Genomic DNA, 25,734 nt, shown 5'->3' on the forward strand with positions numbered 1-25,734 from the left:
TTTTTATTAATTAATTAAAATTTCTTCCTTTGGATATTGATAATTATGATATTTCTCCCGCTTCATCATAGCGATCAAAAGAGAGAACATGCTTACCCTGCCTATAAACATCATGGCGATAATGATCAGTTTTCCAGCGGAGGAGAGATTGGGAGTGGTGTTAACGCTTTGACCCACTGTAGAGAAGGCTGAAAATGCTTCAAAAGCTAAGGTTAATAAATCTTTATCGGGCTCTACGATAACCAGAAGAAAGATTCCTATTCCTAAAACAAGCAGAGATAATGCAATAATAGCAAAGGCTCTGCGTATTGAATGTTCTCCGATTTCCCGACGATAAATTTCTGTTCTTTTTTTACCTTTTGCTAGACTGATAATATTGAGAACAGCGATCGCAAAAGTACTGGTTTTAATTCCGCCTCCGGTTGAAGCCGGCGAGGCACCGATCCACATTAAAAATATGCAGATCATTAAAGTCGGCGCCGATATCAAACTGACATCTACGGTATTAAATCCCGCAGTTCTGTTATTCGCAGAGATAAAAAATGCTTCAATCAAGGCACCAAAAGTAGAGTGCTCTTTCAAAGCTCCATTATATTCGAATAAATAAATAAACACGGTCCCGAATAGAAGAAGCAGAAAAGTGGTTGTTAAAATAATTCGCGAATTTAGATTGATCACCCACGGAGTATGATGAAGTTTCTCTTTGCTGAAAAAGGAGAGAAAGAGATTTCTGATCAAATGTTTAACATATTTGTAAACGTTATATACGATGGGAAAGCCAAGTCCACCGAAAATAAACAACGATGCTACGGTAAAATGTAAACCATAGTTGAATTGATAACCTGGTTCATACAAATTACCGCTTAACGTAGAAAATCCGGCATTACAAAACGCAGAAATCGCATGGAATATGGAAAAGAAAATTCCTTTATTCACCGAACCATCCAGTAGAGAAAGGTCCAAAGTGGAGTAAATGAAAACTGCGCCTAAAGCTTCTACGATCACCGTAATGATAATGATAATCTTAAGGGTGTTAAAAACCTCGCCCAATTTATCAGAACTCGTCATTTCGCCCAGACTGATCTGGTTTTCGTAAGAAGAACCGCCGCGGAAAAAGTAACTGAAATAGCTCGCAAAAGTCATAATTCCCAAACCACCAATCTGAATGAGGGAAATGATGATAATCTTACCAAAAAGTGTAAAATCTTTTGCGGTATCCAAAACAATCAATCCTGTTACGCATACCGCACTGGTGGCAGTAAAAAGTGCATCTAAAGGTTTTATGCCATTTACCGTCGCATTAGGCATCATAAGTAATGCGGTTCCGAACAAAATAATAAATAGAAAACTTAAGATGAAAAGCTGCGCCGGATTAATAAAAGTCCTTTTAAAATTAATGTTTAAACTGGAAAAATCCCGAATGAAACACAGTACAATCAGCACATATAAAAGCCGAAGATTAAAGAATTGAAAGGTTCGCGTAGAGAAAAAATTATATTCAAAACGCGCCATATAATACACGACAATTAAGGTGGTCACGATAATTTCTAAGGGCCAGATCTTCCGGGTAGCGGGACTTTTCTTATAAAAATTGTAATATAGTATATTGAAAAGCGTCAGAATAAAACTGAAATCATAAAAATAGATGATTTGACTTCGGAAGAGGAATTCCTCAAAAAAACCCGTCTCCACGATCATAATCAAAACTGCGAGGAGACTCGTGTAAAAAGAAAAGAGATTTAGTTTTTTATTCCACATGAGTCAGATGTAAGTTGCAAAAGTATTTTAACAATTTAATTTATACGAATGTAAATAAATTTCAAGTAAAACGGCGAAAAAAGCTTTTTAATAAAAGAAATTATAGAAAGATTTTCGACACACATTCTATTTTGCGTATTTTTACACCAACTCATTTTACCATGTACAAATCCATTATTCGCCCTATTTTTTTCAAGTTCGACCCGGAAGAAGTTCATTATTTTACTTTTTCATTATTAAAGAATTTTCCTTTTCTAGCAAAGATTTTTCTGCCCAAACCCATTGAAGATAAAAGACTGGAAAGAGAAGTTTTCGGTTTAAAGTTTAAAAATCCCGTGGGTTTAGCTGCAGGTTTTGATAAAGATGCAAAAATGTTCACCGAACTTGCAGATTTAGGATTTGGTTTTATAGAAATCGGAACATTAACACCGAAACCTCAGGACGGAAATCCTAAAAAAAGATTGTTCCGATTAAAAGAAGATTCTGCAATTATCAACCGAATGGGTTTCAATAATGGTGGAGTAGATGCGGCGGTAGAACGGTTAAAGAAAAATAAAAATGTGCTCATCGGCGGAAATATTGGTAAAAACAAGATCACGCCAAACGAAGAAGCTGTGAACGACTACATCATTTGCTTTAAAAAATTATTTGATCACGTTGATTATTTTGTAGTGAATGTGAGTTCACCAAATACGCCTAATCTGCGCGAACTTCAAGACAAAGAACCTTTAACAAAACTGCTTGGAACACTGCAACAATTGAATCTAACAAAGAAAAATCCGAAGCCTATTCTCTTGAAAATTGCACCCGATTTAAGTGATGATCAGCTTTTAGATATTATTGATATTGTGAAAGACACGAAAATTGCGGGCGTCATTGCGACGAATACCACACTTTCCCGCGAAAATTTAGTTTCAGAAAACAAAAATGAAACGGGTGGACTTTCCGGGAAACCGTTAACAAAAAGATCCACGGAAGTCATTCGTTTTCTTTCCGAAAAGAGTGGAAAAGCTTTCCCAATCGTCGGCGTTGGTGGAATTCATACCGCGGAAGATGCTTTGGAGAAGCTTGAAGCTGGAGCGAGTTTGGTACAGCTTTACACGGGATTTATTTATGAAGGACCTGCGCTAATTCATGAGATCAACGCAAAGCTTCTTAAAAATTATAGCTCAGCGCCAAACCGTCTCCAGTAAAATTGAATTGATAGTAATTTTGAGATTTGGGCTCAAAGCTGTTTTCGGCTTGCACCCCTTTCTTCACTTTCTTGTTTCCGATAATTGCAAGCGGAACGGCTACTGCAACCAGTCCAATTCCTAATCCAACGAAAGTCCAGCCGGGTTTTTTACCTTTGAACTTTATCATTTGTCCCGTGTCTGCATTATAATAAATTCCCGAGTTTTTTTCTGAAAGTGCGTTTGGAAGTCCTGCGCCTATTAATATGCCTCCAGCAAAACCTATAATATTAGCGGTTGTTTTCAAACCGCGACCATCTTTGATATAACTTTTTGCAGCAGGATTCTGAAACTGTTGTTTGTATTCAGACATTTTATATTCAACACCGCTCACTTCAAATCTCCGTCCACTCTTAGACAAAGTAATTTGTTGGGAGAATGAAAAGCAGAATAATAAAATGGTAAATAAAATAGAGATTTTTTTCATTTAATTTTTTGACTAAAGTATTGAAAATTAAATGAAAAATTCCGTTACCGTATAAATTATCAATCCAACCAAACCACCCACAATAGTTCCGTTCACACGAATAAACTGTAAATCTTTTCCAACCTCCAACTCTAGTTTTGCGCTGAGTTCTTTGCCTTCCCAATTTCCCACCGTAGAACTTATTAAACCGCCGAATTGATGGGTGTTTTTCAGAATATATTTATAAGCTGTGGCACGAACCCAACCATCAATTTTATTCTGAAACTTTTCGTCGGTCTGTAGATTTTGAGAAAGTTCACTTAGATTTTTTTGAATGTAATTTTTTAAAGCAGAATGTTCCTCTTCGAGTTCTTTCGACAATGATTTTTTAATCGAATTCCAAATGTCAAGAGAATATTGTGTGATTTTGTCAGAGGTTAAAAAATCGTTTTTAATCGTGGCAAATTCTTGCATCCATTTTTCTTCAGTCTGAATTTCTTTTGAAAAAGAATAAAGTTTGTCCGTAATTTCCTTTCTTAAAGAATGATCTTCGTTCAGTTCAACTTCTTCAAAATATTTAGAAAGGCCATTTGTAATTTTGTCTGCAATGCTGTCGTCAACAAACTTCGGAATCAAAAAATAGCTTTCACTCTTCACCCTTTCCTTTACCATATCCTGATTGTTCAAAACATATTCTTTGATTTGTTTTGAAAGGTTAGTGATGAAGCGCTGATGGTCTTCTTTGTCTAAGATATAGTGGAGTCCATTGCCAATAATCTGGTTAATCTTTACATCATCGGTCATTTCTTTCGCCTTTTTACCAATGAAATTCACCACTTCCTTATCGTCTAATTTATTTAATATATCTAAAATGATATTGGAAAGTTCGCGCATTAAATTTTCCTGATTGTTTTTTTTTGCAAGCCAGTCGCCCACGAAATTTGAAATTTTAATTTTTTGAATATAGGGACGAATATTTTCAGGAGAGAGAAAATTTTCAACCACGAAGTTGCCAAGATTGTCTCCAATTCTTTCCTTGCTGTTTTCAATTAAATTGGTGTGTGGAATTCTAATGCCGAGTGGATAATGGAAAAGTGCCGTAACCGCAAACCAATCTGCTAATGCACCAACCATCGCAGCTTCGGAAAAGGCACGAATATAGCCGATCCAATGGGCAGGATTTTTCTTTTCTAATATGGTCATGAGTATAAAAACAAGTGCCATCAAAACAAAGAGTCCTGTGGCAAACATTTTATAGTTTCGTAATTGGATTTTTTTCTGTGCGTCGTTCATTAATTCAAATTTAAGGAATTAAATTTTTTAAGGTGTAAAATTTTAAAATTTATCTTTTTCAAACACAATTTCGATAAGCGCTATTTCTTGTAAGAAACGCGAAACAGAAATATTGAGAACGTGTTCCAGTCGTGGCAAACCTTTTGTTGCTCATAATCGTATTTTAAATTGTAAGGTTCATTCCTTTAAGTTTCATGTTTTATAATTGAAGGAAAAAGAACAGCAGAATTAACGTACTAAACAATTTAAAAATAATGAAACCAATAATTTTTATGCTATTCTGTCTATCCTTGCAGATGTGCTCACAAGTTAAGCAATCAGAAAAATCTAACCCGATTAAAAATTCAACTTCAATGGAAAATTCTACAACACCAAAAGAAAATCCTTATTATTCCAGAACCGACCGTACAAAACTCGATGTTCCAAATTCTGAATGGAAAAAAATCCTCTCTCCGGAAGTTTACGCAGTAGCGCGCGAAGCAGATACTGAAAGACCCGGCACCGGAAAATACAACCAGTTTGATGAATTGGGAGAATATTACTGCGTGGTCTGTGGGAATCATTTATTCCGGTCAGATGCTAAGTTTTCCTCAACCTGTGGTTGGCCAAGTTTTTTTGAAGCCGATAAAGAAGGGGTAATCTACAAGAGAGATTCCACCTACGGAATGGAACGAACAGAGGTCCTTTGTAAACGATGTGATTCACATTTAGGCCACGTTTTTAATGACGGACCGCCACCAACAGGAACGCGGTTCTGCATGAATTCAGTAAGTCTGGATTTTGAACCTGATTCGAAAACAACAGCAAGTAAATAATAAAAATGCAGCGAATTTAAACGCTGCATTTTTTTTATCAATATCTTTTAACTTTATGTTAAAGGTGCACCAACCTGCAAATCACATCGGTGATGAGCCTCGCCGTGTGGCGGATTAGTGGCAGGTTTTGGACCTACCGAAGTGGCAGGACTCAGAGAAGGTGAAATTGGGGTGGTATTGAATCCTGTGTTGGTCTGCATTTGTTGTGGAGCTGGTTGTGGTGCCATATTCTGTTCCGGCGCGCTGTCAATAGGCGCTCCTACCGGAATTTCACATCGGTGATATGGTTGCCCATGCTCAGGATTGAGCGCAGGTTTGTCGCTGGACGAATTTGCTGTGACCGCCGCAGGTGCTTCTGGATTTTGAACTTCAGAGACTGCGGTGCCATCTGTTGCAGGAACCGAATCCGAAATTGGTGCCGTGATATTTTTAGTTTCCTGAGTAGCTGTTTCCTTTTTATCACATGAATAAAGTAGAAAAGCGCTCGTTATCAATATTGGTAATATTCTCATGTTTTCTATTTTTTCAAAAGTAGGGAATTTTATTAAAAGGTAAAATCTAATCCCAAATATACATTTGCACCCATAATTGGGGCGTATACCATACTGGCATCAAAGTAATTTCCAAAAGGGTTTTCTACATCAATAATTGGATTGTTTTGCATATAACCCGTCAGGTTTTCTCCGCCTACATATACACGAATGTTTTTGTTAAAGGTTCTGGAAATCTGCGCATTGAGCGTTGCATAGCTTTTGGAATATTCCGGCAATCTATAGTTTTCCGGATTGAAATTAAGGTTAGGTAACTTCTGCTCTCCAATGAGCTGAAGTGTAGAATCAAAATTCCAGAAAGCACCTTTATTATTTTTATCCGTAGAATAGGAAGCGTTAAAGAATCCTCTGTTTTTAGCCATAAAAGGAATTTCTCTTTTTCCCCCGATAAAATTTGCCTGTACATCATAATATTTATAGGCCAAACGTAGTTCCAGATTTTTCGCCGGCGTAAAGTCCAGTTGCGTTTGAAGGCTGTTTGCAAATGATTTCCCGTCGAGATTGTAAAATACCAGTTTCTGTGGCGAAAGGTCCAAGTCCGCTAAAACCTGATCCTGGAAATCTGTTCTAAAGAAGTCGGCAACTAAAGTAGCTTTACGGTTAAAAAGTTTGAATTCCTGTTGAATACTTGCACCATAATTCCACGCAATTTCCGGCTTTAAATCATAAATTTTGCCTCCATTTCCTAGAATTTCGAGTTGTCGGTTGGAGGCAAAATATTGCTGACTTTCCGCAAAAACATTGGCTGTTCTGAAACCTCTTCCCGCGGAAAGACGAACAATTGTTTTTGGAGTTAAATCATATTTAAAATTCACTCTTGGTGTAAACTGCGTACCTGCCAAATTATGAAAATCTGTTCTCGCACCTGCAACCAAAGTATATTTTAAACCTGTCAAAGTATATTCGAAAAACACGCCCGGAACGGTCTCAGTTCTTTTATAATTTTGAGTCAGATAATCTTCGTCATATTGATCATATAAAAAGCTCGCTCCGGTTTTAAATTTATTGTTGGTATTGCCAATAATACTTTCAAATACCAAATTGGAATAGAAGGTATTCTGATTTCCCCAATAATTTCGCTGACCAAAAAAACTGTCTTGATGGTGCGTGGTAAACTGGTTCATCCAGCCGATACTTTGATAAGGTTTATCCTTAAACATATAGCCGGTTTTGTTCCAGATTTCAAAACGCGAAAGGTCGATTCCAACGCCGTAAGCACTTTGTTGGGAACGGTCAGTCTTTTTATCAAAAGCAGTTTGTCCCCCAAATCGCTGGTCTTTTACAAAACTAATCCCAAAATGAGTTCCAAAACCTGAATGCTCTAAGTCATTATAATTTAACAGATAAGCTGCATTAATTTGATTTCCGGTGGGTTGATCCAAAAAACCATCATTATTTGAATCTGTTTTTCCTAATGTTGCATTCCCATGCAGCAGAACCGACTGATTCCAATGTTCGTTGAGTTGAGAAGTAGCAGTAATATTTGTTTCAACTCTTCCGTGCACATCTGCAAAAAAATTGACAGCGGTTTCCGGTTGCTCCTGGGTTTTCAAAAGTTCGGTGTTAATTTGTCCGGTAATGCTTTCATAACCGTTAACTACGGTGCTTCCACCCTTTGTTAACTGGATTCCGCCGATCCATCTTCCCGGGATTAAATTCAGTCCGTAAGGTGATGCGATTCCACGAATGGAGGGCAGAAGTTCTTTGGTAAGCGAGGTGTATTTTTGGTCCAAACCGAGCATTTTCAATTGCTTCGTTCCTGTCACTGCATTACTGAAAGAAACGTCTACTGTTGCGTTTGTTTCAAAGCTTTCAGACAAATTACAACACGCGGCTTTTAAGAGTTCTTTCGTTCCGATATTAAAAGTTAGACCTGTTTCTTTTTTACTTAAAGCCGTCGCCTGCTCCAGTTTTGTTAACCGAACTTCTTCGATAGATTTATCAAAATGATCGGCATTTTGGGAGAAATCTTTTTTTAGTGCAGGTTCTTCTTCATGATGAACCAAATCACTTTTTACGCCTAAAGGTAATGTCCGGTCATACAGACAGCAATCAGGAAGATTGTTGTAAGTAGCATCTTTGGTTGTGAATTTCTCATTGTCATGACCGACTTCCGCAATCTTCTTCAAAATTAAATCTGCCGAAGTTTTAGCAGGGTCAAAGTTTAAGGTTACAATTTGTGTATCTGCATCCCAATTGGAAGAATCAGCACCGGCACTTGCTGCCGCTTTTTCGATTCGCGCCTTACATGAACCGCAATTTCCCCGAACATAAAATTGATTGTCCTGTTTGATAGGTTTTGCAGAAATTTCTTTTTTTAGAAAAGAAGGTTCTCTTTCATAATGACAACAAGAGGGTAAATTCTCATAAACAGCAGCAGTAGCGCTATATTTTTCGTTATCGTGCCCTACGTTAGCAATCTCTTTTAAAATTTCATCAGCTGAAGTTGTAGTAGCGTCAAATTCTATCTCTAATTTTTGAGTTTCGGCGGTCCAGTTAGCGGTTTTTGCACCCGTTTTTTTAGCGGCGCTTTCAATTCTTTCTTTGCACATCGAACAATTTCCCTTAACCTGAAAAGTAGATTTTGTAGTGGTTTGAGCAAATATAATTGAATTAATGAGTAGGGAAAATAGGCAAAGACTTTTTAACAAAGTTTTCATTTTTTAAAATAAGTTAATTAACATAATACGTTTGCTAAAAGAACATTCTTTTAGCTGTAGACTAATGTGTTAACCTATTTTAGGCGGCTGCCAAATATTTTGAAGTGTTGAAAGAAAGTAAGAACTTCCATATTCAAAATTAAGCTTCTGAATAAAGAAATTGTTTTCTAATGTAGAATTAATTTCCGGAGAGAGATAGTTCAGTACAAGATGAACGGTGCAGGAATGACATTGTGTGCAATCGTCTCCACAGTTGTTTTTCTCCGACGTTTTACTTGACTGATCAGAATGACAAGATTCTGTCTTTTTGGTTTTGCAGCAGTCTTGCTGAGGTGACATTTGATCGCAACATTCAACAGCGGTTTGAGCATAAATCATTTGTTTGGGAAGAATAAAAATACTCAATCCCAAAACAATAAAAAATATTTTCAAAGTTCTTGACATGCTTTTGCAAAATTAATTAAAATAATCGTAACCAAGTACAATGTTAAACGTTATTAAAAAAAAGTTAAAAAATTCTCATTCAATTGCTTGACAGTGAATAAATTGTATTTTTGCATCACCAAAACCATTTAACATAATATCGAATGCAGAAAGTCCTTTTAATATTAGTAACTGTTTTATTTTTCACCACCTCCTTCTATAAGATCAGTGATTCAGAAATAAAAACAACAGAAACTGATCTAAAAGTAAAACCACAAAATTTAATTAAAAATGATCCAAAAGGAGTAGCTTCTATAGCGACAGAAATTTATTCCGCTTTGGGATTCGAAAATATAAATAAACTTAATCCAGACGTTTTTTACAAAGCATATTTGGGATTTAACAATCTGAAAAAAGCAGGGCAGTTAAACGAAGACGCTCATCTTTTAAGTATTTGCGACTTTTCATTATCCTCTACTCAAAAAAGGCTTTGGGTCATTGATTTGAATGAGAAGAAAGTGGTGTACAATTCTTTGGTTGCACATGGTAAAAATACAGGTGAAGAATTTGCGCAGAAATTTTCCAACACCGAAAGTTCGCTTCAAAGTAGCCTTGGATTTTACATTACCGAAAGTACGTACAATGGCTCCAACGGTTATTCTTTAAAACTTTTAGGAATGGATGCCGGATACAATGATGCCGCTTTGCAGCGTGCGATAGTAATGCACGGGGCAGATTATGTAAGCGAAGACTTTATTAAAAATCAAAAACGATTAGGTAGAAGTTGGGGTTGTCCAGCGGTTCCAAGAGCTTTGGCTGAACCGATCATCAATACCATTAAAGGAAAAAGCTGTCTGTTTATTTATTATCCGGATGAACAGTATTTGTCCAGTTCAAAATGGTTAAAAGAAAGCGAGGAAGTGTAAGGCCATTTAAAAATTGAAATTAAAAAATCCCAGGTAGTCAAAACTAGCTGGGATTTTTCATCTTTTATTTTAATTCGATGGGGTTGTTGTTTTTCTTCATTTCTTCTTTCTGCCGATCTTCCATTTGTTTTCGTTGGGTAGGATCCATTTGAATTCTCATTCCGCCACGTCCGCCACTGGTCAGACCTGCAGTTGGGTCTTTTCTGAATTGTTCCTGTTGTTTTTCGAAAGCTGCTCTTTTTACTGTGATAACAGAACCTCTTTGCTCCATGTTTGCGATGGCGTCAATCTTCTTCGATTCCTTTAGATCGAAACTGTAATCTCCTTTGTCATCTTCAACTTTAACAATTAGACCCGGCAATCCTGAAAATTTATAAGGTCCGTCCTGAATAGGAATTTCTGTAGTAAACCACGCAAACCAAGTTCTTCCTGCAAAATTTGTTTCCGCCTTCTGAGTTTTGTATTCCCCGATTTTTGCAGTTTCCGGCAAAATTTTCCAATCCATCGGTCGATCTTCTTCGTAAGCATACTGATCTCTTTGAATTCTTGAAGTATAAAGTTTTTTTCCTGTTTTGTAATCCTTAGAAATCGTGTAATCAATATTGCTTCTTAAGGCCTGCATTTGATCTCGATTAAAATTAAAACTTCCCGTTTGTCTCATTCTGGACATGATAGAATCGCGCTTCATTCGGTTCTCCCCATAAAAAATGGAATTTCCGGCGGAAATATCAAGATTTGCAATTTCAGTTTTACTTGTCGCTTTATCCGTAGAATCAATTTTCATTGTGACTTGGTAAACAAAACGATTCGCTTGAGCGAAGACCATTTGCGTCGCGAAAGCCAACAAAAGAAGACTTATTTTTTTCATTTTATAAATTTAAAATTTTGATTCTATTTTCCTGAAAAGGTTAAAAAAGACAATCTATATGATTGATAGACAAATATACATGACCAAATTTGAATTTCATTATATTATTAGTAATTTTGCAATTCAAAATAAGTCTAAATAAAAACAATGATAAAAGTTAGCGATCAAGCAAAAGAAAAAGCCATTCAGTTAATGACTGAAGATGGCTTCAAACCTTTTGAAGATTATATAAGGGTCGGCGTAAAAAGCGGCGGTTGTTCCGGTTTAGAATATATGTTGAAATTTGATAACCAAAAGACAGATTCCGATCAGGTTTTTGAAGATAATGGGATCAAAATCATCATCGATAAGAAGTCGATTCTATATCTTGCAGGAACAATACTGGAATATTCAGGAGGTTTAAACGGGAAGGGATTTATTTTTAATAATCCGAATGCGAACAGAACCTGTGGATGTGGTGAGAGTTTCTCACTGTAATTTATTTAATTTTTTTTAAAAAAATGGCAAAATATACAGAAGACGATCTACGGGTCGATCTTGAAAATCAAAAATACGAGTACGGATTTACAACAGATATCGAATACGACGATTTTCCTATCGGTTTAAATGAAGATATTGTCCGCATGATTTCTGCAAAGAAAGAAGAACCGGAATGGATGACAGAATGGCGTCTGGAATCCTTCCGTATCTGGGAAAAGATGGAAGAGCCGGATTGGGCAAATGTTAAATATGAAAAGCCAGATTTTCAGGCTATTCGTTATTATGCGGCGCCTACCGTAAAACCGGAATTGGCGAGTTTAGATGAGGTAGATCCGGAATTATTGAAAACCTTTGAAAAATTGGGGATCAATATTGAGGAACAGAAAAGGTTATCCGGTGTTGCAATGGATATTGTAATTGATTCCGTTTCTGTAAAAACTACGTTTCAAAAAACACTGAAAGAGAAAGGAATTATTTTCTGTGCAATTTCAGAAGCAATCCGTGATTATCCGGAACTGGTCCGTAAATATATCGGTAAAGTTGTTCCTAGAGGTGATAATTACTATGCAGCTTTAAACTCCGCCGTATTTTCAGACGGAAGTTTCTGCTATATTCCAAAAGGCGTTAAATGCCCGATGGAACTTTCAACATACTTTAGAATAAACAAATCAGGAAGTGGACAGTTTGAAAGAACTTTGCTCATTGCTGACGAAGGAAGTTACGTATCCTACTTGGAAGGTTGTACAGCACCGGCAAGAGATGAAAATCAATTGCACGCCGCGGTCGTAGAATTATTTGCCATGGATGATGCAGAAATTAAATACTCAACCGTACAAAATTGGTATCCCGGAGATTCAGAAGGTAAGGGTGGAGTTTTCAATTTCGTAACAAAACGTGGAATTTGTGAGAAAAATGCAAAAATCTCCTGGACACAAGTTGAAACCGGATCTTCCGTAACCTGGAAATATCCAAGCTGTATTTTGAAAGGTGATAACTCAGTTGGAGAATTTTACTCGATTGCGGTGACCAACCATCACCAATATGCAGATACCGGGACCAAAATGATTCACATCGGAAAAAATACAAAATCAACGATTATTTCTAAAGGAATCTCCGCTGGAAGATCAAACAACTCTTATAGAGGATTAGTGAAAATGATGCCTTCAGCAAAAGGAGCGCGTAACTTTTCACAATGTGATTCCTTATTAATGGGTAACGAATGTGGCGCGCATACTTTCCCTTATATCGAAGTTAAAAATCCGACGGCACAACTCGAGCACGAAGCAACAACTTCAAAAATTGGTGAAGATCAAATCTTTTATTGTAACCAAAGAGGAATCAGTACAGAAAAAGCGATTGCATTGATTGTCAATGGTTTCGGAAAAGAAGTGTTGAATAAATTACCAATGGAATTTGCCATCGAAGCACAGAAATTATTAGAAATATCTTTAGAAGGAAGTGTTGGATAAAACGAATTGTTTGATTTCAAAACTTACTTTTTTAAATAAATATATCATAACAGTAAAAAAACAGGAAGTAATTAACTTTTAATTTATCTAATTACCTCATTTCATATTATGTTAAAAATTAACAACTTACACGCAAAAATCCAAGACGGAGCAGAGATCTTAAAAGGGATCAACCTACAAATAAATCCAGGTGAAGTTCACGCCATCATGGGACCAAACGGAGCCGGGAAATCAACCCTTGCTTCTGTTATCGCAGGAAAAGAAGAATACGAAGTAACTGACGGTGAAATCCTTTTCGAAGGAAAAGACATTGTTGAAGATGCTCCGGAAGAAAGAGCACATGAAGGAATTTTCCTTTCGTTCCAGTATCCGGTAGAAATTCCCGGAGTTACGGTAACCAACTTTATCAAAGCAGCCATTAACGAAAACCGAAAAGCAAAAGGTTTAGAAAATATGTCAGCAAAAGAAATGTTAGCTTTGGTAAAAGAAAACTCAGAAAAATTAAACATTAAGAGAGAGTTTCTAAACCGTTCATTAAACGAAGGATTTTCTGGAGGCGAGAAGAAAAGAAATGAAATCTTCCAGATGATGATGTTGAATCCGAAGTTGGCGATTCTTGATGAGACCGATTCAGGATTAGATATTGATGCTTTGAGAATTGTTGCAGACGGAGTGAATTCTTTCAGAAAAGAAGGAAACGCTGTTTTGTTAATTACTCACTACCAGAGACTTTTAGATTATATCGAGCCAGATTTTGTTCATGTTTTAGCCGATGGGAAAATCATCAAAACCGGTGATAAATCACTTGCTTTAGAATTAGAAGACAAAGGATACGATTGGCTTTTGAATTAATTTGGAATTTGTAAACCACAAATTTCCTTTTAAAATGTCGAATTTCAAATCAATACAATGGCTCTATTAGAAAATATACAAAACAACCACGCTGCTTTTTTAGATACGCTTCAACACCGTTTTCTGGATGAGACTCGAAATGCTGCCTTGAAAAAGTTTTTTCATTTCGGCTTTCCAACTAAAAAAGACGAGGAATATAAATACACGAACTTAAGAGAAATCACCGAGAAGAATTACAATTTCTTCCCGAAAGAAGCGCATACGATTTCTAAAGAACAGATTGCAGAACTGCATTTGGGCGAAGAAAATTTTGACTGGATTGTCTTTATCAATGGACAGTTACACAAAGAATTATCAAAAATTTCAATTGAAAATGTAGAATTGCTTTCTTTCAATTACGCTTTGAATGATCCAAAACATAAAGATGTTTTCGAACATTATTTCAATACGCTCGCTGACCAAAATTTGGCGTTCACGAATTTGAATACCGCTTATTGCAAAATGGGATTTTTCTTAAAGGTTCCAAAAAATGTCGTGATTGAAAAACCAATTCACGTGTTCTATATCTCTCAAAATCAAGACGAAAACACGTTTTATAATACCCGTAATTTACTGATTGCAGAAGAAGGTGCTAAAATTGAAGTGATTGAAAGTCATCATAACTTCGATGAAACTTACGTGTTCACCAATTCCGTTACTGAAATTTTCACTTACCAAAATGCAAAAGCAGATTGGCATAAAGTGCAAAATGACAGCAACACGTCTTACATGATGGATCACACTTTTGCAAAACAGGAGCATGACAGTTTAACGACCGTTAACACGTTTTCGTTCGGTGGAAAATTAGTACGTAATAACTTAGATTTTATTCATAACGGCGAGAATATCAACTCGTTCATGAACGGAATCACGATTATCGACGACGAACAATTGGTCGATCATCATACCGCAGTTCACCACAAAACACCAAATTGCGAGAGTTACCAAAACTACAAAGGAATTTACAAAGGCAAATCTCACGGGGTTTTCAACGGTAAAGTTTATGTAGATAAAATCGCTCAGAAAACCAATGCTTATCAACAAAACAACAATATTTTGCTCGACGAAGGCGCATCGATTGACAGCAAGCCACAATTGGAGATTTTCGCAGATGACGTGAAATGTTCACACGGTTGTACGGTTGGTCAGTTGAATGAAGACGCTTTGTTTTACCTTCGTGCCCGTGGAATTTCCAAGAAAGAAGCGCAGGCGATGTTATTGTTTGCCTTCGCAAATGATGCGATGGAAAACATCGATATCGAACCACTACGAGTTAAAATTTCCAAACTTCTGGCAGAAAAATTAGAAGTAGATATGGAGTTTGAAGATATTTTTTAGGGCGACAAATTTCCGCCTTCCGTTCCCGCTTTTTTAATTGCTGGCTTCGACAAGCTCAGCCACCAATTAAAAAGAGCTCCACTCAAGTCGGGTCGCAACTGGGAATGAAAAACAACATTTGTTTATAAAAACAAACCAATAATAGAAACGGGCTAAAGCCCGTTTTTTTTGTTTGAAACAAGATTCAGCCTCAGCCAAACCTTGATTTCTTAACACGATAAAAGGGTGTTATAAATTCGTGCCTTTGCTAAGTGAAACGCCTTTGCGTATGTAGTCTTTTCCAAGTGAATTTGTAATTACTTTGCGTCTTTACGTTAAAAAATTAATTGCTGGAAAAACACTTTGAACCAAAAAATCCTATCTTTAAAAAATGAATTTAGAACATATCAAAGACCATCTCAACGCTTACAAAGAACACGACCAAATATTCGACGCGGCCCATTTCCTCATTGAAACTTTTGGATTAGAGAGTGAAAACTTCGCAGGTTTCGGTTTTCGTCCGGAATTAGAACCGAACAAAATGTTATTAACCACCGACGGAGCACTAGGTGAAAAACAAATGGTCATGATTCCCCGAAACCTTTTCGATTTTGATCTGAATTTAGTTGCAAACATGGTTGCGCACGAAATGTTACACGTTCGACAAAAAGCTCCTGAATCGTTAGTAGAAGACAAAAACGAAAGAGAATTTCAAGCCTATTACGAAATGCTTTTCCATAAAGAATTTCCACTCGTTCCTGAGGTTTCAGATTTTCATAAAAAATTCTTTGGTGAAAAAGCGTTGGAATATTATAAAAGGATGGGTGAAGATTCTGTATTGCAAAATAAATATTTCGAGCAGAAAATTGAAGTTGAAAATTTAATAAATTCTCTTTAATCAAACTTTTATAATTAAATGATTTGTAGTCTTTTATCTTTCTTCTGTTTTCTTTTATTCTATTTCAGAAATCCTTCTAAAATCTCACATGCCGATTTCGGTAAATTAGTTCCCGGACCAAAAATATAGTCAGCTCCATTTTCATAAAGAAAGTCATAATCCTGTTTTGGAATTACACCACCAACCACAATCGTAATATCATCTGCACCCAGTTTCTTCAATTCTGCCACCACTTGCGGAACGAGAAATTTATGTCCGGCTGCTAAAGAAGAAACGCCCAATATATGAATGTCATTTTCTACGGCTTGTTTTGCTACTTCTTCCGGAGTTTGAAATAGTGGAGCAACATCAACATCAAATCCCATATCAGCAAAAGCGGTTGCGACTACTTTTGCGCCCCGATCGTGACCGTCCTGTCCCATTTTAACGACCATGATTCTTGGTCTTCTTCCTTCATGTTCCTCAAACTTTTCAGTTAAGGCAAGTGCTTTCGGGAAATATTCATTCTTGCTTGCATTCATTGCGTAAACTCCTTGTATGGTTCTGATATTCGCTTTGTACCGTCCGAAACTTTCTTCCATCGCGTCACTCATTTCTCCGAGTGTCACTCTTCTGCGAGCAGCTTCAATGCAAATTTCTAAAAGATTACCTTCTCCAGATTTTGCAGACTCTTTTAGTCGTTCGAGAATTTCTGTAACTGCTTCGGGATTTCTGTCGGTTTTTATTTGATGCAATCTTTCGATTTGTTTACGTCGAACTTCGGAATTATCGATATCTAAAATATCCAACTCCATTTGTTTTTGAGTCGATTTGAAAGAATTAACTCCGATAATAAATTCTTCGCCACTATCGATCTTTGCTTGCTTTTTAGCGGCAGCTTCTTCGATTCTCATTTTCGGAATTCCAGCTTCAATGGCTTTAGTCATTCCGCCTTCTTTTTCCACTTCATCGATGAATTTCATGGCTTCATCAATCATCTGTTTCGTCAGACTTTCTACAAGATGACTTCCTCCCATCGGATCTACAACATCGGTAATTCCACTTTCCTGCTGTAAAATAATCTGGGTATTTCTGGCAATTTTCGCGGAATAATCGGTAGGTAAAGCAATTGCTTCATCGAGTGCATTTGTATGTAAAGATTGCGTTCCACCCAAAGCGGCAGACAATGCTTCAATCGCTGTTCTCGTGATATTGTTGAAAGGTTCCTGTTCAGTTAAGCTCCAACCAGAAGTTTGAGAGTGGGTTCTTAAAGCAAGCGATTTCGGATTCTGTGGATTAAATTGTGTTAACAGATTCGCCCAGATAAAACGAGCTGCCCGCATTTTCGCAATTTCCATAAAATGATTCATTCCGACCGCCCAGAAAAAAGATAATCTAGGCGCGAAATCATCGACTTTCATTCCGGCTTTCATTCCAGTTCTTACGTATTCTAAACCATCGGCTAAAGTATAAGCCATTTCCAAAACCGGTGTCGCTCCAGCTTCCTGCATGTGGTAACCTGAGATAGAAATTGAATTAAATTTCGGAATATTTTGGGCTGTATATTCGAAAATATCAGCAATAATTTTCATGGAAGGACTTGGCGGATAAATGTAAGTATTCCGAACCATGAATTCTTTTAAAATATCGTTCTGAATCGTGCCCGAAAGTTTATCCTGAGAAACTCCCTGTTCTTCTGCAGCGACAATATAAAAAGCCAAAATCGGTAAAACCGCGCCGTTCATTGTCATAGAAACCGAGATTTCATCTAATGGAATTTCATTAAATAAAATCTTCATGTCTTCCACGGAATCAATTGCTACTCCGGCTTTTCCGACATCACCTTCAACTCTCGGATGATCAGAATCATAACCTCGGTGCGTCGCCAAATCAAAGGCAACAGACAACCCTTTTTGTCCGGCCGCTAAATTTCTTCTGTAAAAAGCGTTTGATTCTTCCGCTGTAGAAAATCCTGCGTATTGACGAATAGTCCAGGGTTTTTGAACGTACATGGTTGAATAAGGTCCGCGTAAATAAGGTGCAACTCCGGCAGAATATTGTTTTTCTGTGAGGACTTTTGAATCGTTTTCGGTATAGGAAGATTTCATTTCCAAACCGTCTTTCTCAAAAAAGTAGGGAAGGGTTGCTTCCGATTTTAAGGAAAAATCAGGATTTGTATTTTGGATTTTTTGACGCATTTTACTTGGCTTTATAGGAAGTAAAGTTACGAATTTTTAAGAAATTTTTCGGAGGAAAAATAAGGAACGGAATTAGGAATTGCGATAGTTGAATAAAACTCTTTTAAATTTGTAATCTGTAAGAACTAAAATATAGAAGTTGTGATCCGAAAGTTGGCGCGAGCGAAGCGAGCGCCGAAAAGTGTGTAAGAAAAAAAACTTTCAGAGAATTCTGAAAGTTTTTTAAATATGTTAAAACCTTTGAAGTTTAGATTTTGAGTATCTATGATTCAGTACGTCTTAATTTCCTCTGCAGATAACTATATAAGTTTGGAATAAATTGAGAAGTTCCAACTCCCAGTTCCCTCATTTTGGGGAATGCTCGTAAAATTTGCGGTAAAGACAATGCAAGAATAATCCCATAAGGACTTGTGCTTTTTGGATTGTTATCTGTTAGATATAAAAACATTATTCCGCCCAGTATAAGAAGTGTTATTAAAAGATTTGTAGTTTCTGAATTTATTTTCATAGTATAAATATATCAAAAAAATTACATTCCATTTTAATAATTATCTTCCTCGCCTTTCATTTTCTCTGCATTCTCCGCCATAATCACAGCGTCGATCATTTCCTGCATATCACCATTCATATACGCATCAAGGTTGTACATTGATTTGTTAATTCTGTGATCGGTAACTCTTCCTTGAGAATAGTTGTAAGTCTTAATTTTTGCGGAACGGTCACCCGTGGAAACCATTGATTTTCTTTGAGCGGCGACGTCACCAACTGCTTTTTGCAATTCGATATCGTATAATTTTGTTCGAAGCATTTCCATTGCTAATTCACGGTTAGCCAACTGAGAACGTGCCTGTTGACAAACAACCACCATTCCGGAAGGTTTGTGTGTTAACTGAACTTTTGTTTCTACTTTATTCACGTTTTGTCCACCTGCTCCTCCCGATCTTGAAGTTTGCATTTCAATGTCTGCCGGATTTAATTCAAAATCAATTTCTTCGGCTTCCGGTAAAACTGCGACGGTTATTGCTGAAGTGTGAACTCTACCCTGAGATTCTGTTTCCGGAACACGCTGTACACGGTGAACACCGGATTCAAACTTCATGATGCCATAAACGCCGTCATTTCCTTCCACTCTTAATATCAATTCCTTGTAACCTTTTGAAGCTTCACTGAAATCCGTTATTTCATGTTTCCAACCTTTTGATTTGAAAAACATAGCGTACGCTCGGTAAACATCTTCCACAAAAATTGCAGCTTCATCGCCACCAGTTCCGGCACGAAGTTCCACGATTACGTTTTTGTCATCGGTCGGATCTTTCGGAATTAAAAGGACTTTTAATTCTTCTTCTAAACCTGGAATTTTGTCAAGCATTTCATACTTTTCCATTTTTGCCATTTCGACAAACTCTTTGTCAGAACCGTCTGCGATAATTTCCTCGGATTCTTCAATTGTTTTTAGAGCTTGCATATACTGATCGAAAACGGCAACGATTTTTCCTAAGTCGCTGTATTCTTTATTCAGCGTAGAATATTTCTTCTGATCAGAAATTATATCTGGCTGAATAATGAGGTCTGCAACTTCATTATAACGTTGTTTAATGGCTTCGAGTTTCGGTATAAGGGACTTTGACATTTCTGATTTTTTGTAGTTTGCAAAGATAAAGAAAAATGAGCCAAGTTAAAAGAATCAATTTGGCGGTGAAAAGAAGACTAGAATATGATTGTAGCCCCGATTGCAACGGCATCCTTTTTTGAGGAGGAACGACGAAAAAAAGATAGAGTGGAAAGCGGGTGAGGAATCGAAAATAAACGAAAATGATGAGGCTCCCAATAAAAAAATCAGTTCCTAAAAAATAGAAACTGATTATATATATGATTTTGCTTTGCGATTGCTTTTCCCGGAATTAAAGTGGGAGAGCAATGACATCAACTAGTGATGACCGTCTGTATGAAGAAATGGACCACGCCCTTTTGGGTTGCTGTAAAGAAGTTCTACACCTTCTTGCTCGGTGATTATTTTTCTTTTTACTTCTTCTGGATCGAATGGTTTTGTTTTTCCGAAATATTCAGCTAATCCTGCTGTGAGCCAAAGTGGGATTACATATCCGAAGAACATAAAAATACACCAGAATCCTACAAGGAACATGCATACGAAATAAACAGTCCAAAGGAATTGGTAGAATGGGAAAAATGAAGATAGTATCAACATTGTAATAGATTTTAGGCAAAAATAGGATAAATTTCTTTGAGTGCAAAAGATTTACTCCTGATTTTTATTATTTTGATTGATTATAAATTTAGTTAATGAGCGATTGATTCAAAGAAGTCATTTCCTTTATCATCCGTAATGATGAATGCTGGGAAATCTTTGATCTCGATTTTACGAACAGCTTCCATTCCAAGTTCTTCGAAGTCAACAACTTCTACGGAAGTGATGTTTTCTTTAGCCAGAATTGCAGCCGGTCCACCGATCGATCCGAGGTAGAATCCGCCGTATTTTTTACAAGCGTTCGTCACTTCTTTGCTTCGGTTTCCTTTAGCCAACATGATCATACTTCCGCCATTGGCCTGGAATTCATCGACATAAACATCCATTCTTCCTGCAGTGGTTGGACCGAAACTTCCGGAAGACATTCCGGTTGGAGTTTTTGCGGGACCAGCATAATAGATTGGGTGATTCTTGAAATAATCCGGCATTGGTTTTCCGCTGTCTAACAATTCTTTGATTTTTGCGTGAGCGATATCTCTGGCTACGATTAACGTTCCATTAAGTTTCAATCTTGTTTTAATCGGATGTTTTGAAAGTTCAGCTAAGATTTCCGACATCGGCTGATTCAGATCAATCGAAACGGCTTCTTCTAAATGTGGCGGTGTTAAAGGCAAGAACTGTTTTGGATTGGTTTCTAACTGTTCTAAAAAGATTCCGTCTTTGGTGATTTTTCCTTTAATGTTTCGGTCAGCAGAACAGGAAACGCCCATTCCAACCGGACACGAAGCGGCATGACGCGGAAGACGAATGACACGAACATCATGCGTTAAATATTTCCCACCAAACTGAGCACCAATCGAACTTTCCTGGCAGATTTTCTGAACTCGCTGTTCCCATTCCAAATCTCGGAAAGCCTGACCTCCCATATTTCCTTCTGTTGGAAGATGGTCGTAATAACCTGCACTTGCTTTTTTCACCGCGGCTAAATTGGCTTCAGCAGAAGTTCCACCAATAACGATGGCTAAGTGATAAGGCGGACAAGCTGCAGTTCCTAAGTCCATGATTCTTTCTTTCACGAATGCTTCTAAAGAACTGTCGTTCAATAAAGATTTCGTTTTCTGATAAAGGAAAGTTTTGTTGGCGGAACCGCCACCTTTTGCGATGAACAGCAATTTATATTCGTTTCCTGTTTCGGCATAAATATCGATTTGTGCGGGAAGATTAGAACCGGAATTCTTTTCTTCAAACATGCTTAAAGGAACGATTTGCGAATATCTTAAGTTTTTTTCCTGATAGGTATTGTAGATTCCTTTGGAAATCCAGGCTGCATCTTCAACGCCTGTATAAACGTTTTCTCCTTTTTTTGCCACACAGATTGCAGTTCCGGTATCCTGACAAGATGGAAGTGCGCCTTCGACTGCGACTGCTGCATTTTGTAAAAGATTATAAGCTACGAAACGATCGTTATCTGTCGCCTCCGGATCGTCAATAATTTTTCTGAGTTTCGCTAAGTGTGAGGACCGAAGCATAAATGAAACATCTGCCAACGCATTTTCTGCCAGCAATTCCAAAGCTTTTGGATCAACATTTAAGATTTCGCGGTTGCCCAGTTGTTCTGTCGTTACATATTCAGAACTTAACTTTTTATACTGAGTCTCGTCTTTTAAGATCGGAAAAGGCTCTTGATAGTGGAATTCCATAATTACAGTAAGATTTTTAAAAGCGTAAAATTAAGAAAATTAAAAATATTGTTCTGCATGGAAAACAGTGTTATCTATAGAACAAAAAAAGGTGAAGACTAAGCCTTCACCTTTGTGTAGTAGAATAAGAAATGTTTCTTTTCTCTTTCATCATTTGTGTCTACAAATATACTAAATCACATTGTCATTTTTTGTCAACCACCTACGCGGGGCGGAAAGAATTATTTGAAACGAGTTCAATATCATCTTCATAAATCTGGATTATTTCCCTGTGTTTTTCTACAACCAACTCTTTAAGAATTTCAGGTTTGATTACTTTCACATTAGACATCCACTGGAAAATCCACCCAATGAGTTCGCGATTGATTCCACAATTGAGGTGCATTAAAAAATTTCCATTCTCAAGCCGTTCGAATCTTTGTGTTTCATCCCAGAACTGTTTGTGTACAAAAGTCCCTGTACGTTCGGTGAATTCAAGTTCAATATCATAAACTTCATTATTGATATTTTGAGTAATTCCAAATCGTCGTGAAAGTTCAGTTTCTAAATGCTGCAGATAGCTGCTGTTATCAAATGGATCATTGGTCAGTTTGTATTTTGAAATTTGCTCCAGACCCAAAATGAGTAATTGATTGCTTTCCTTCAGATAGCCGGAAATATGAACCACGCCCCGGTGATACAGAATTTGTACGGGTAAAAAAACCTGGGAAATGTTACGTCGGAAGAAATTGAGGTATAATCATAATTTATTGATATCAGTTCCATCTGTCTTTTATTCTGAATGCTCCAAATGCAGTCATCCAGTATTTTATGATAATCTGTAAAACTTGAACCTTCATAAAAGTGGGTTGCTTTGATCTGCATTTTTGCCACATCTACAAAATTTTCGAACTGACTTTTACTGTATTGCTGATAAAAAAGTCGTACGATTTTTCCGAGAGAATCCCGTCTGGAGGAAACAACAGGTTGCGGAAGAAAATTTTGAAATAGGATATAGGAATTAATATCAAATTCCGTTAGCGGTTCTTCCTTGTTTATATATTCAATCTTCCAGGTTTTTCGGTTTTTTTCCCCAACGGAAACAACTAATCTTTCATTAGGTAAAATAAGAGAATTTTCCAAATCATATAAATCTCTGTAAAAGGTACGGGATGAAATCTGCAGATCATTTTTCTTCGCCCAGTTGGATAACATATCGATTGTTACGGGACCCGATTTCAAGCGGCTGTAAATCATCATTAACCTTTTTGACTTCTCCGACATAACGTTTAATTTATATCATAAAAATAGTGATTTTAAATGTTTTATCATCAATAATATTATTATTAAAAATGGATATTAATCATCGAGATTCTTTGCCTGGCTTTATTAATTTCCTTAATTTTAAGAGATAAATTTAAAAGAATGAATTACAGAACAGAAAAAGACACGATGGGCGATGTACAGGTTCCTGCAGATAAATTTTGGGGAGCCCAAACCGAGCGTTCAAGAAATAATTTTAAGATTGGTCCGGAAGCTTCGATGCCACATGAGATCATAGAAGCATTTGCTTATTTAAAAAAAGCTGCAGCATTTACCAATGCCGAATTGGGCGTTCTTTCCAGTGAGAAAAGAGATATGATTGCGAAAGTGTGCGATGAAATTTTAGAAGGAAAATTAAATGACCAGTTTCCGCTCGTGATCTGGCAAACCGGTTCCGGCACACAGTCGAACATGAACGTAAACGAAGTGGTTTCAAATAAAGCACACGTTAATAATGGTGGAACTTTAGGTGAAAAGTCAGAAGTTCACCCAAACGATGATGTCAATAAATCACAGAGTTCAAACGATACTTTCCCAACTGCGATGCATATTGCAGCCTATAAAAAAGTGGTTGAACATACTTTGCCGGCCGTTGAAAAGTTGCGCGATACTTTGCACGGCAAAGCAGAAAGTTTTAAAACGGTGGTGAAAATTGGACGAACCCATTTAATGGATGCAACACCTTTAACTTTAGGTCAGGAATTTTCCGGCTACGTGGCGCAATTGGATTATGCCATGAAAGCCATTAGTAATACATTGGATCATTTGCAGGAAATCGCTTTAGGTGGAACTGCGGTTGGAACTGGTTTGAATACGCCAAAAGGTTATGATGTTTTAGTCGCAAAATACATTTCAGAATTCACAGGACTTCCGTTTGAGACGGCCCCGAATAAATTTGAAGCATTGGCTGCTCACGACGCGATTGTGGAAACTCACGGAGCGTTGAAACAATTGGCGGTAGCATTATACAAAATCGCGCAGGATATTCGTTTCCTCGCTTCAGGGCCTAGATCAGGAATTGGTGAAATTCATATTCCGGAAAATGAACCCGGATCTTCAATTATGCCGGGGAAAGTTAATCCGACCCAGAATGAAGCAATCACCATGGTTTGCGCACAGGTTTTAGGAAATGACACCACGATTTCTTTCGCCGGAACGCAGGGAAATTTTGAACTGAATGTTTTTAAACCGGTGATGGCGTTCAATTTTTTACAATCTGCCCAATTGTTGGGTGACGCCTGTATTTCTTTTAACGATCATTGTGCGGTTGGAATCGAACCGAATGAACCACGAATTAAAGAACTCGTTGAAAAATCATTAATGTTGGTAACGGCTTTAAATACGCACATCGGTTATGAAAATGCTGCAAAAATTGCAAAAACCGCGCACAAAAATGGAACGACTTTAAAAGAAGAAGCTATTAATTTAGGTTTGCTAACGGCGGAACAGTTTGATGAATGGGTAAAACCGGAAGATATGGTTTAAATCAGTCAAAGAAGTTACAGACAAAATATCTTATTCGCCTTTAAAAAAATTCCGAGTGTTGTGCTCGGAATCTTTTTTATTGTGAAATGCTGTTCTTTAAACTAGGCTTTCATTTTCCACAGAAGTGGCAAAGAAATCTTCCAGTTCCTGTAATGTTTCGAGAGTGGTGATGATATCTTTAACCAATTGGCCTTTGTCGAGTAAGACAATTCTATTGCTAACTTCGGTGGTGTGCGCCAGATCGTGACTGGAGATTAAAAATGTGACGTGCTCATTTTGCGTCCAGTTTTTAATTAACTTTTTCAATTTAATTTGCGTGGATGGATCTAAATTCGCAAACGGTTCATCTAAAACAATAATTTCCGGGGTTCCGATTAAAGCCCCAACAATTCCGACTTTTTTCTGATTTCCTTTAGATAAATCACGGATATATTTTTTGGCATTTAAGATCTCCCCATTGAAAAAATCTGCAAACTGTTTTAAAAAAGAATCCACATTTGCTCTGCTTTCACCGCGAAGTTCGCCTAAGAAATAAAAATATTCTTCGGGAGTTAAATATCCAATTAAAAAAGTGTCGTCGATAAAAGCAGAAACTTTCTTTTTCCAGTTCTCATTCTCGTTCACTTTGTTCCCATCAATCTCAATAAATCCAGTGGTAGGTTCTATTAAATCTAATAAGAGACTGAAAAGTGTGGTTTTTCCGGCGCCATTATTTCCTACCAAGCCGAAACTTTCGCCTTTCGGAATTTCCAGACTGTCAATATGAAGAACTTTTTTGGTTCCGTAAACTTTAGATATATTTTGAATAGAGATCATTTTATTAGGTATTAGGTTTTGGGTTGTGGTAGTAGGAAAATATTTTACTGGAGAATTTTTA

The 25,734-nt window shown here is 37.0% G+C and carries 23 protein-coding genes; 9 read left to right on the forward strand and 14 right to left on the reverse strand.

All coding sequences use genetic code 11. From position 1 onward, the window contains the following. Positions 1–6: 6 nt before the first annotated feature. Positions 7–1,758, reverse strand: coding sequence for a TrkH family potassium uptake protein (locus EIB73_RS10930; RefSeq protein ID WP_125025306.1), 1,752 nt, complete (start codon positions 1,756–1,758; stop codon positions 7–9). A 161-nt stretch (positions 1,759–1,919) separates the two neighbouring features. Here EIB73_RS10930 and EIB73_RS10935 point away from each other — a divergent pair, with 161 nt between their 5' ends. Further along, positions 1,920–2,951: a quinone-dependent dihydroorotate dehydrogenase gene (locus EIB73_RS10935; protein ID WP_125025307.1), complete on the forward strand. Its 1,032-nt coding sequence runs from the start codon at positions 1,920–1,922 to the stop codon at positions 2,949–2,951. On the opposite strand, the gene EIB73_RS10940 is transcribed toward EIB73_RS10935, so the two are convergent. Continuing rightward, positions 2,914–3,417, reverse strand: coding sequence for a hypothetical protein (locus EIB73_RS10940; RefSeq protein WP_125025308.1), 504 nt, complete (start codon positions 3,415–3,417; stop codon positions 2,914–2,916). The two genes, EIB73_RS10935 and EIB73_RS10940, sit on opposite strands and share 38 nt — an antisense overlap. 27 nt (positions 3,418–3,444) lie before the next feature. After that, a complete protein-coding gene (locus EIB73_RS10945; RefSeq protein WP_125025309.1) occupies positions 3,445–4,689 on the reverse strand; it encodes a DUF445 domain-containing protein in 1,245 nt (414 codons plus the stop codon). Positions 4,690–4,985: 296 nt separating this feature from the next. On the opposite strand from EIB73_RS10945, the gene msrB reads away from it, so the two are divergent. Continuing rightward, positions 4,986–5,504, forward strand: a complete 519-nt coding sequence (gene msrB / locus EIB73_RS10950) for a peptide-methionine (R)-S-oxide reductase MsrB (RefSeq protein ID WP_228411323.1) — start codon at positions 4,986–4,988, stop codon at positions 5,502–5,504. A gap of 53 nt (positions 5,505–5,557) precedes the next feature. Here the strand turns inward: msrB and EIB73_RS10955 are convergent, their stop codons facing one another. The 3 genes from EIB73_RS10955 to EIB73_RS10965 form a co-directional block, all read right to left on the reverse strand. Then, positions 5,558–6,016, reverse strand: a complete 459-nt coding sequence (locus EIB73_RS10955) for a hypothetical protein (protein ID WP_125025311.1) — start codon at positions 6,014–6,016, stop codon at positions 5,558–5,560. A gap of 32 nt (positions 6,017–6,048) precedes the next feature. Then, positions 6,049–8,715, reverse strand: a complete 2,667-nt coding sequence (locus EIB73_RS10960) for a TonB-dependent receptor domain-containing protein (protein WP_125025312.1) — start codon at positions 8,713–8,715, stop codon at positions 6,049–6,051. Between the two features lie 69 nt (positions 8,716–8,784). Beyond that, complete coding sequence (locus tag EIB73_RS10965) at positions 8,785–9,159, reverse strand: hypothetical protein (protein ID WP_125025313.1); 375 nt, start codon at positions 9,157–9,159, stop codon at positions 8,785–8,787. A gap of 143 nt (positions 9,160–9,302) precedes the next feature. Here EIB73_RS10965 and EIB73_RS10970 point away from each other — a divergent pair, with 143 nt between their 5' ends. Next, positions 9,303–10,064 (forward strand): murein L,D-transpeptidase catalytic domain family protein, encoded by a 762-nt coding sequence (locus EIB73_RS10970; protein ID WP_125025314.1) that lies wholly within the window; start codon positions 9,303–9,305, stop codon positions 10,062–10,064. Positions 10,065–10,128: 64 nt separating this feature from the next. On the opposite strand, the gene EIB73_RS10975 is transcribed toward EIB73_RS10970, so the two are convergent. Continuing rightward, positions 10,129–10,932 carry a GLPGLI family protein gene (locus EIB73_RS10975; RefSeq protein ID WP_125025315.1) on the reverse strand — a complete coding sequence of 268 codons (804 nt, stop codon included), beginning with the start codon at positions 10,930–10,932 and terminating at the stop codon, positions 10,129–10,131. Positions 10,933–11,079: 147 nt separating this feature from the next. Between EIB73_RS10975 and EIB73_RS10980 the strand changes: the two genes are divergently transcribed. From EIB73_RS10980 to EIB73_RS11000, 5 genes are all read left to right on the forward strand, one after another. Continuing rightward, entirely contained in the window at positions 11,080–11,409 is a 330-nt protein-coding gene (locus EIB73_RS10980) for a HesB/IscA family protein (RefSeq protein ID WP_125025316.1), read from the forward strand. Between the two features lie 23 nt (positions 11,410–11,432). Beyond that, positions 11,433–12,881, forward strand: coding sequence for a Fe-S cluster assembly protein SufB (gene sufB, locus EIB73_RS10985; RefSeq protein WP_125025317.1), 1,449 nt, complete (start codon positions 11,433–11,435; stop codon positions 12,879–12,881). A gap of 108 nt (positions 12,882–12,989) precedes the next feature. Continuing rightward, the gene (gene sufC, locus EIB73_RS10990) at positions 12,990–13,733 is read left to right on the forward strand and encodes a Fe-S cluster assembly ATPase SufC (RefSeq protein WP_125025318.1); all 744 of its coding nucleotides are present in this window, start codon (positions 12,990–12,992) and stop codon (positions 13,731–13,733) included. Positions 13,734–13,790: 57 nt separating this feature from the next. Beyond that, positions 13,791–15,110: a Fe-S cluster assembly protein SufD gene (gene sufD / locus EIB73_RS10995; protein WP_125025319.1), complete on the forward strand. Its 1,320-nt coding sequence runs from the start codon at positions 13,791–13,793 to the stop codon at positions 15,108–15,110. 370 nt (positions 15,111–15,480) lie between these two features. After that, a complete protein-coding gene (locus EIB73_RS11000; RefSeq protein ID WP_125025320.1) occupies positions 15,481–15,987 on the forward strand; it encodes a hypothetical protein in 507 nt (168 codons plus the stop codon). 59 nt (positions 15,988–16,046) lie between these two features. Here the strand turns inward: EIB73_RS11000 and scpA are convergent, their stop codons facing one another. From scpA to EIB73_RS11030, 6 genes are all read right to left on the reverse strand, one after another. After that, positions 16,047–18,164: a methylmalonyl-CoA mutase gene (gene scpA / locus EIB73_RS11005; RefSeq protein ID WP_125025321.1), complete on the reverse strand. Its 2,118-nt coding sequence runs from the start codon at positions 18,162–18,164 to the stop codon at positions 16,047–16,049. Positions 18,165–18,705: 541 nt separating this feature from the next. Next, complete coding sequence (gene prfA / locus EIB73_RS11010) at positions 18,706–19,794, reverse strand: peptide chain release factor 1 (protein WP_125025322.1); 1,089 nt, start codon at positions 19,792–19,794, stop codon at positions 18,706–18,708. Between the two features lie 297 nt (positions 19,795–20,091). Further along, a complete protein-coding gene (locus EIB73_RS11015) occupies positions 20,092–20,370 on the reverse strand; it encodes a hypothetical protein (protein ID WP_125025323.1) in 279 nt (92 codons plus the stop codon). 92 nt (positions 20,371–20,462) lie between these two features. Beyond that, positions 20,463–22,070 (reverse strand): fumarate hydratase, encoded by a 1,608-nt coding sequence (locus tag EIB73_RS11020; protein WP_125025324.1) that lies wholly within the window; start codon positions 22,068–22,070, stop codon positions 20,463–20,465. A 202-nt stretch (positions 22,071–22,272) separates the two neighbouring features. Beyond that, positions 22,273–22,737, reverse strand: a complete 465-nt coding sequence (locus tag EIB73_RS11025) for a WYL domain-containing protein (protein ID WP_262706697.1) — start codon at positions 22,735–22,737, stop codon at positions 22,273–22,275. Then, positions 22,713–23,333, reverse strand: coding sequence for a hypothetical protein (locus EIB73_RS11030; protein ID WP_125025326.1), 621 nt, complete (start codon positions 23,331–23,333; stop codon positions 22,713–22,715). The genes EIB73_RS11025 and EIB73_RS11030 overlap by 25 nt, the downstream gene beginning before the upstream one ends. A gap of 141 nt (positions 23,334–23,474) precedes the next feature. Here EIB73_RS11030 and fumC point away from each other — a divergent pair, with 141 nt between their 5' ends. Then, positions 23,475–24,857, forward strand: a complete 1,383-nt coding sequence (fumC, locus tag EIB73_RS11035) for a class II fumarate hydratase (protein WP_125025327.1) — start codon at positions 23,475–23,477, stop codon at positions 24,855–24,857. Positions 24,858–24,953: 96 nt separating this feature from the next. Here the strand turns inward: fumC and EIB73_RS11040 are convergent, their stop codons facing one another. Beyond that, positions 24,954–25,673 (reverse strand): ABC transporter ATP-binding protein, encoded by a 720-nt coding sequence (locus EIB73_RS11040; RefSeq protein ID WP_125025328.1) that lies wholly within the window; start codon positions 25,671–25,673, stop codon positions 24,954–24,956. Between the last annotated feature and the right edge of the window lie 61 nt (positions 25,674–25,734).

Origin of the sequence: Kaistella carnis, from assembly GCF_003860585.1 — a bacterium.
In the GTDB taxonomy this organism is placed as follows: domain Bacteria; phylum Bacteroidota; class Bacteroidia; order Flavobacteriales; family Weeksellaceae; genus Kaistella; species Kaistella carnis.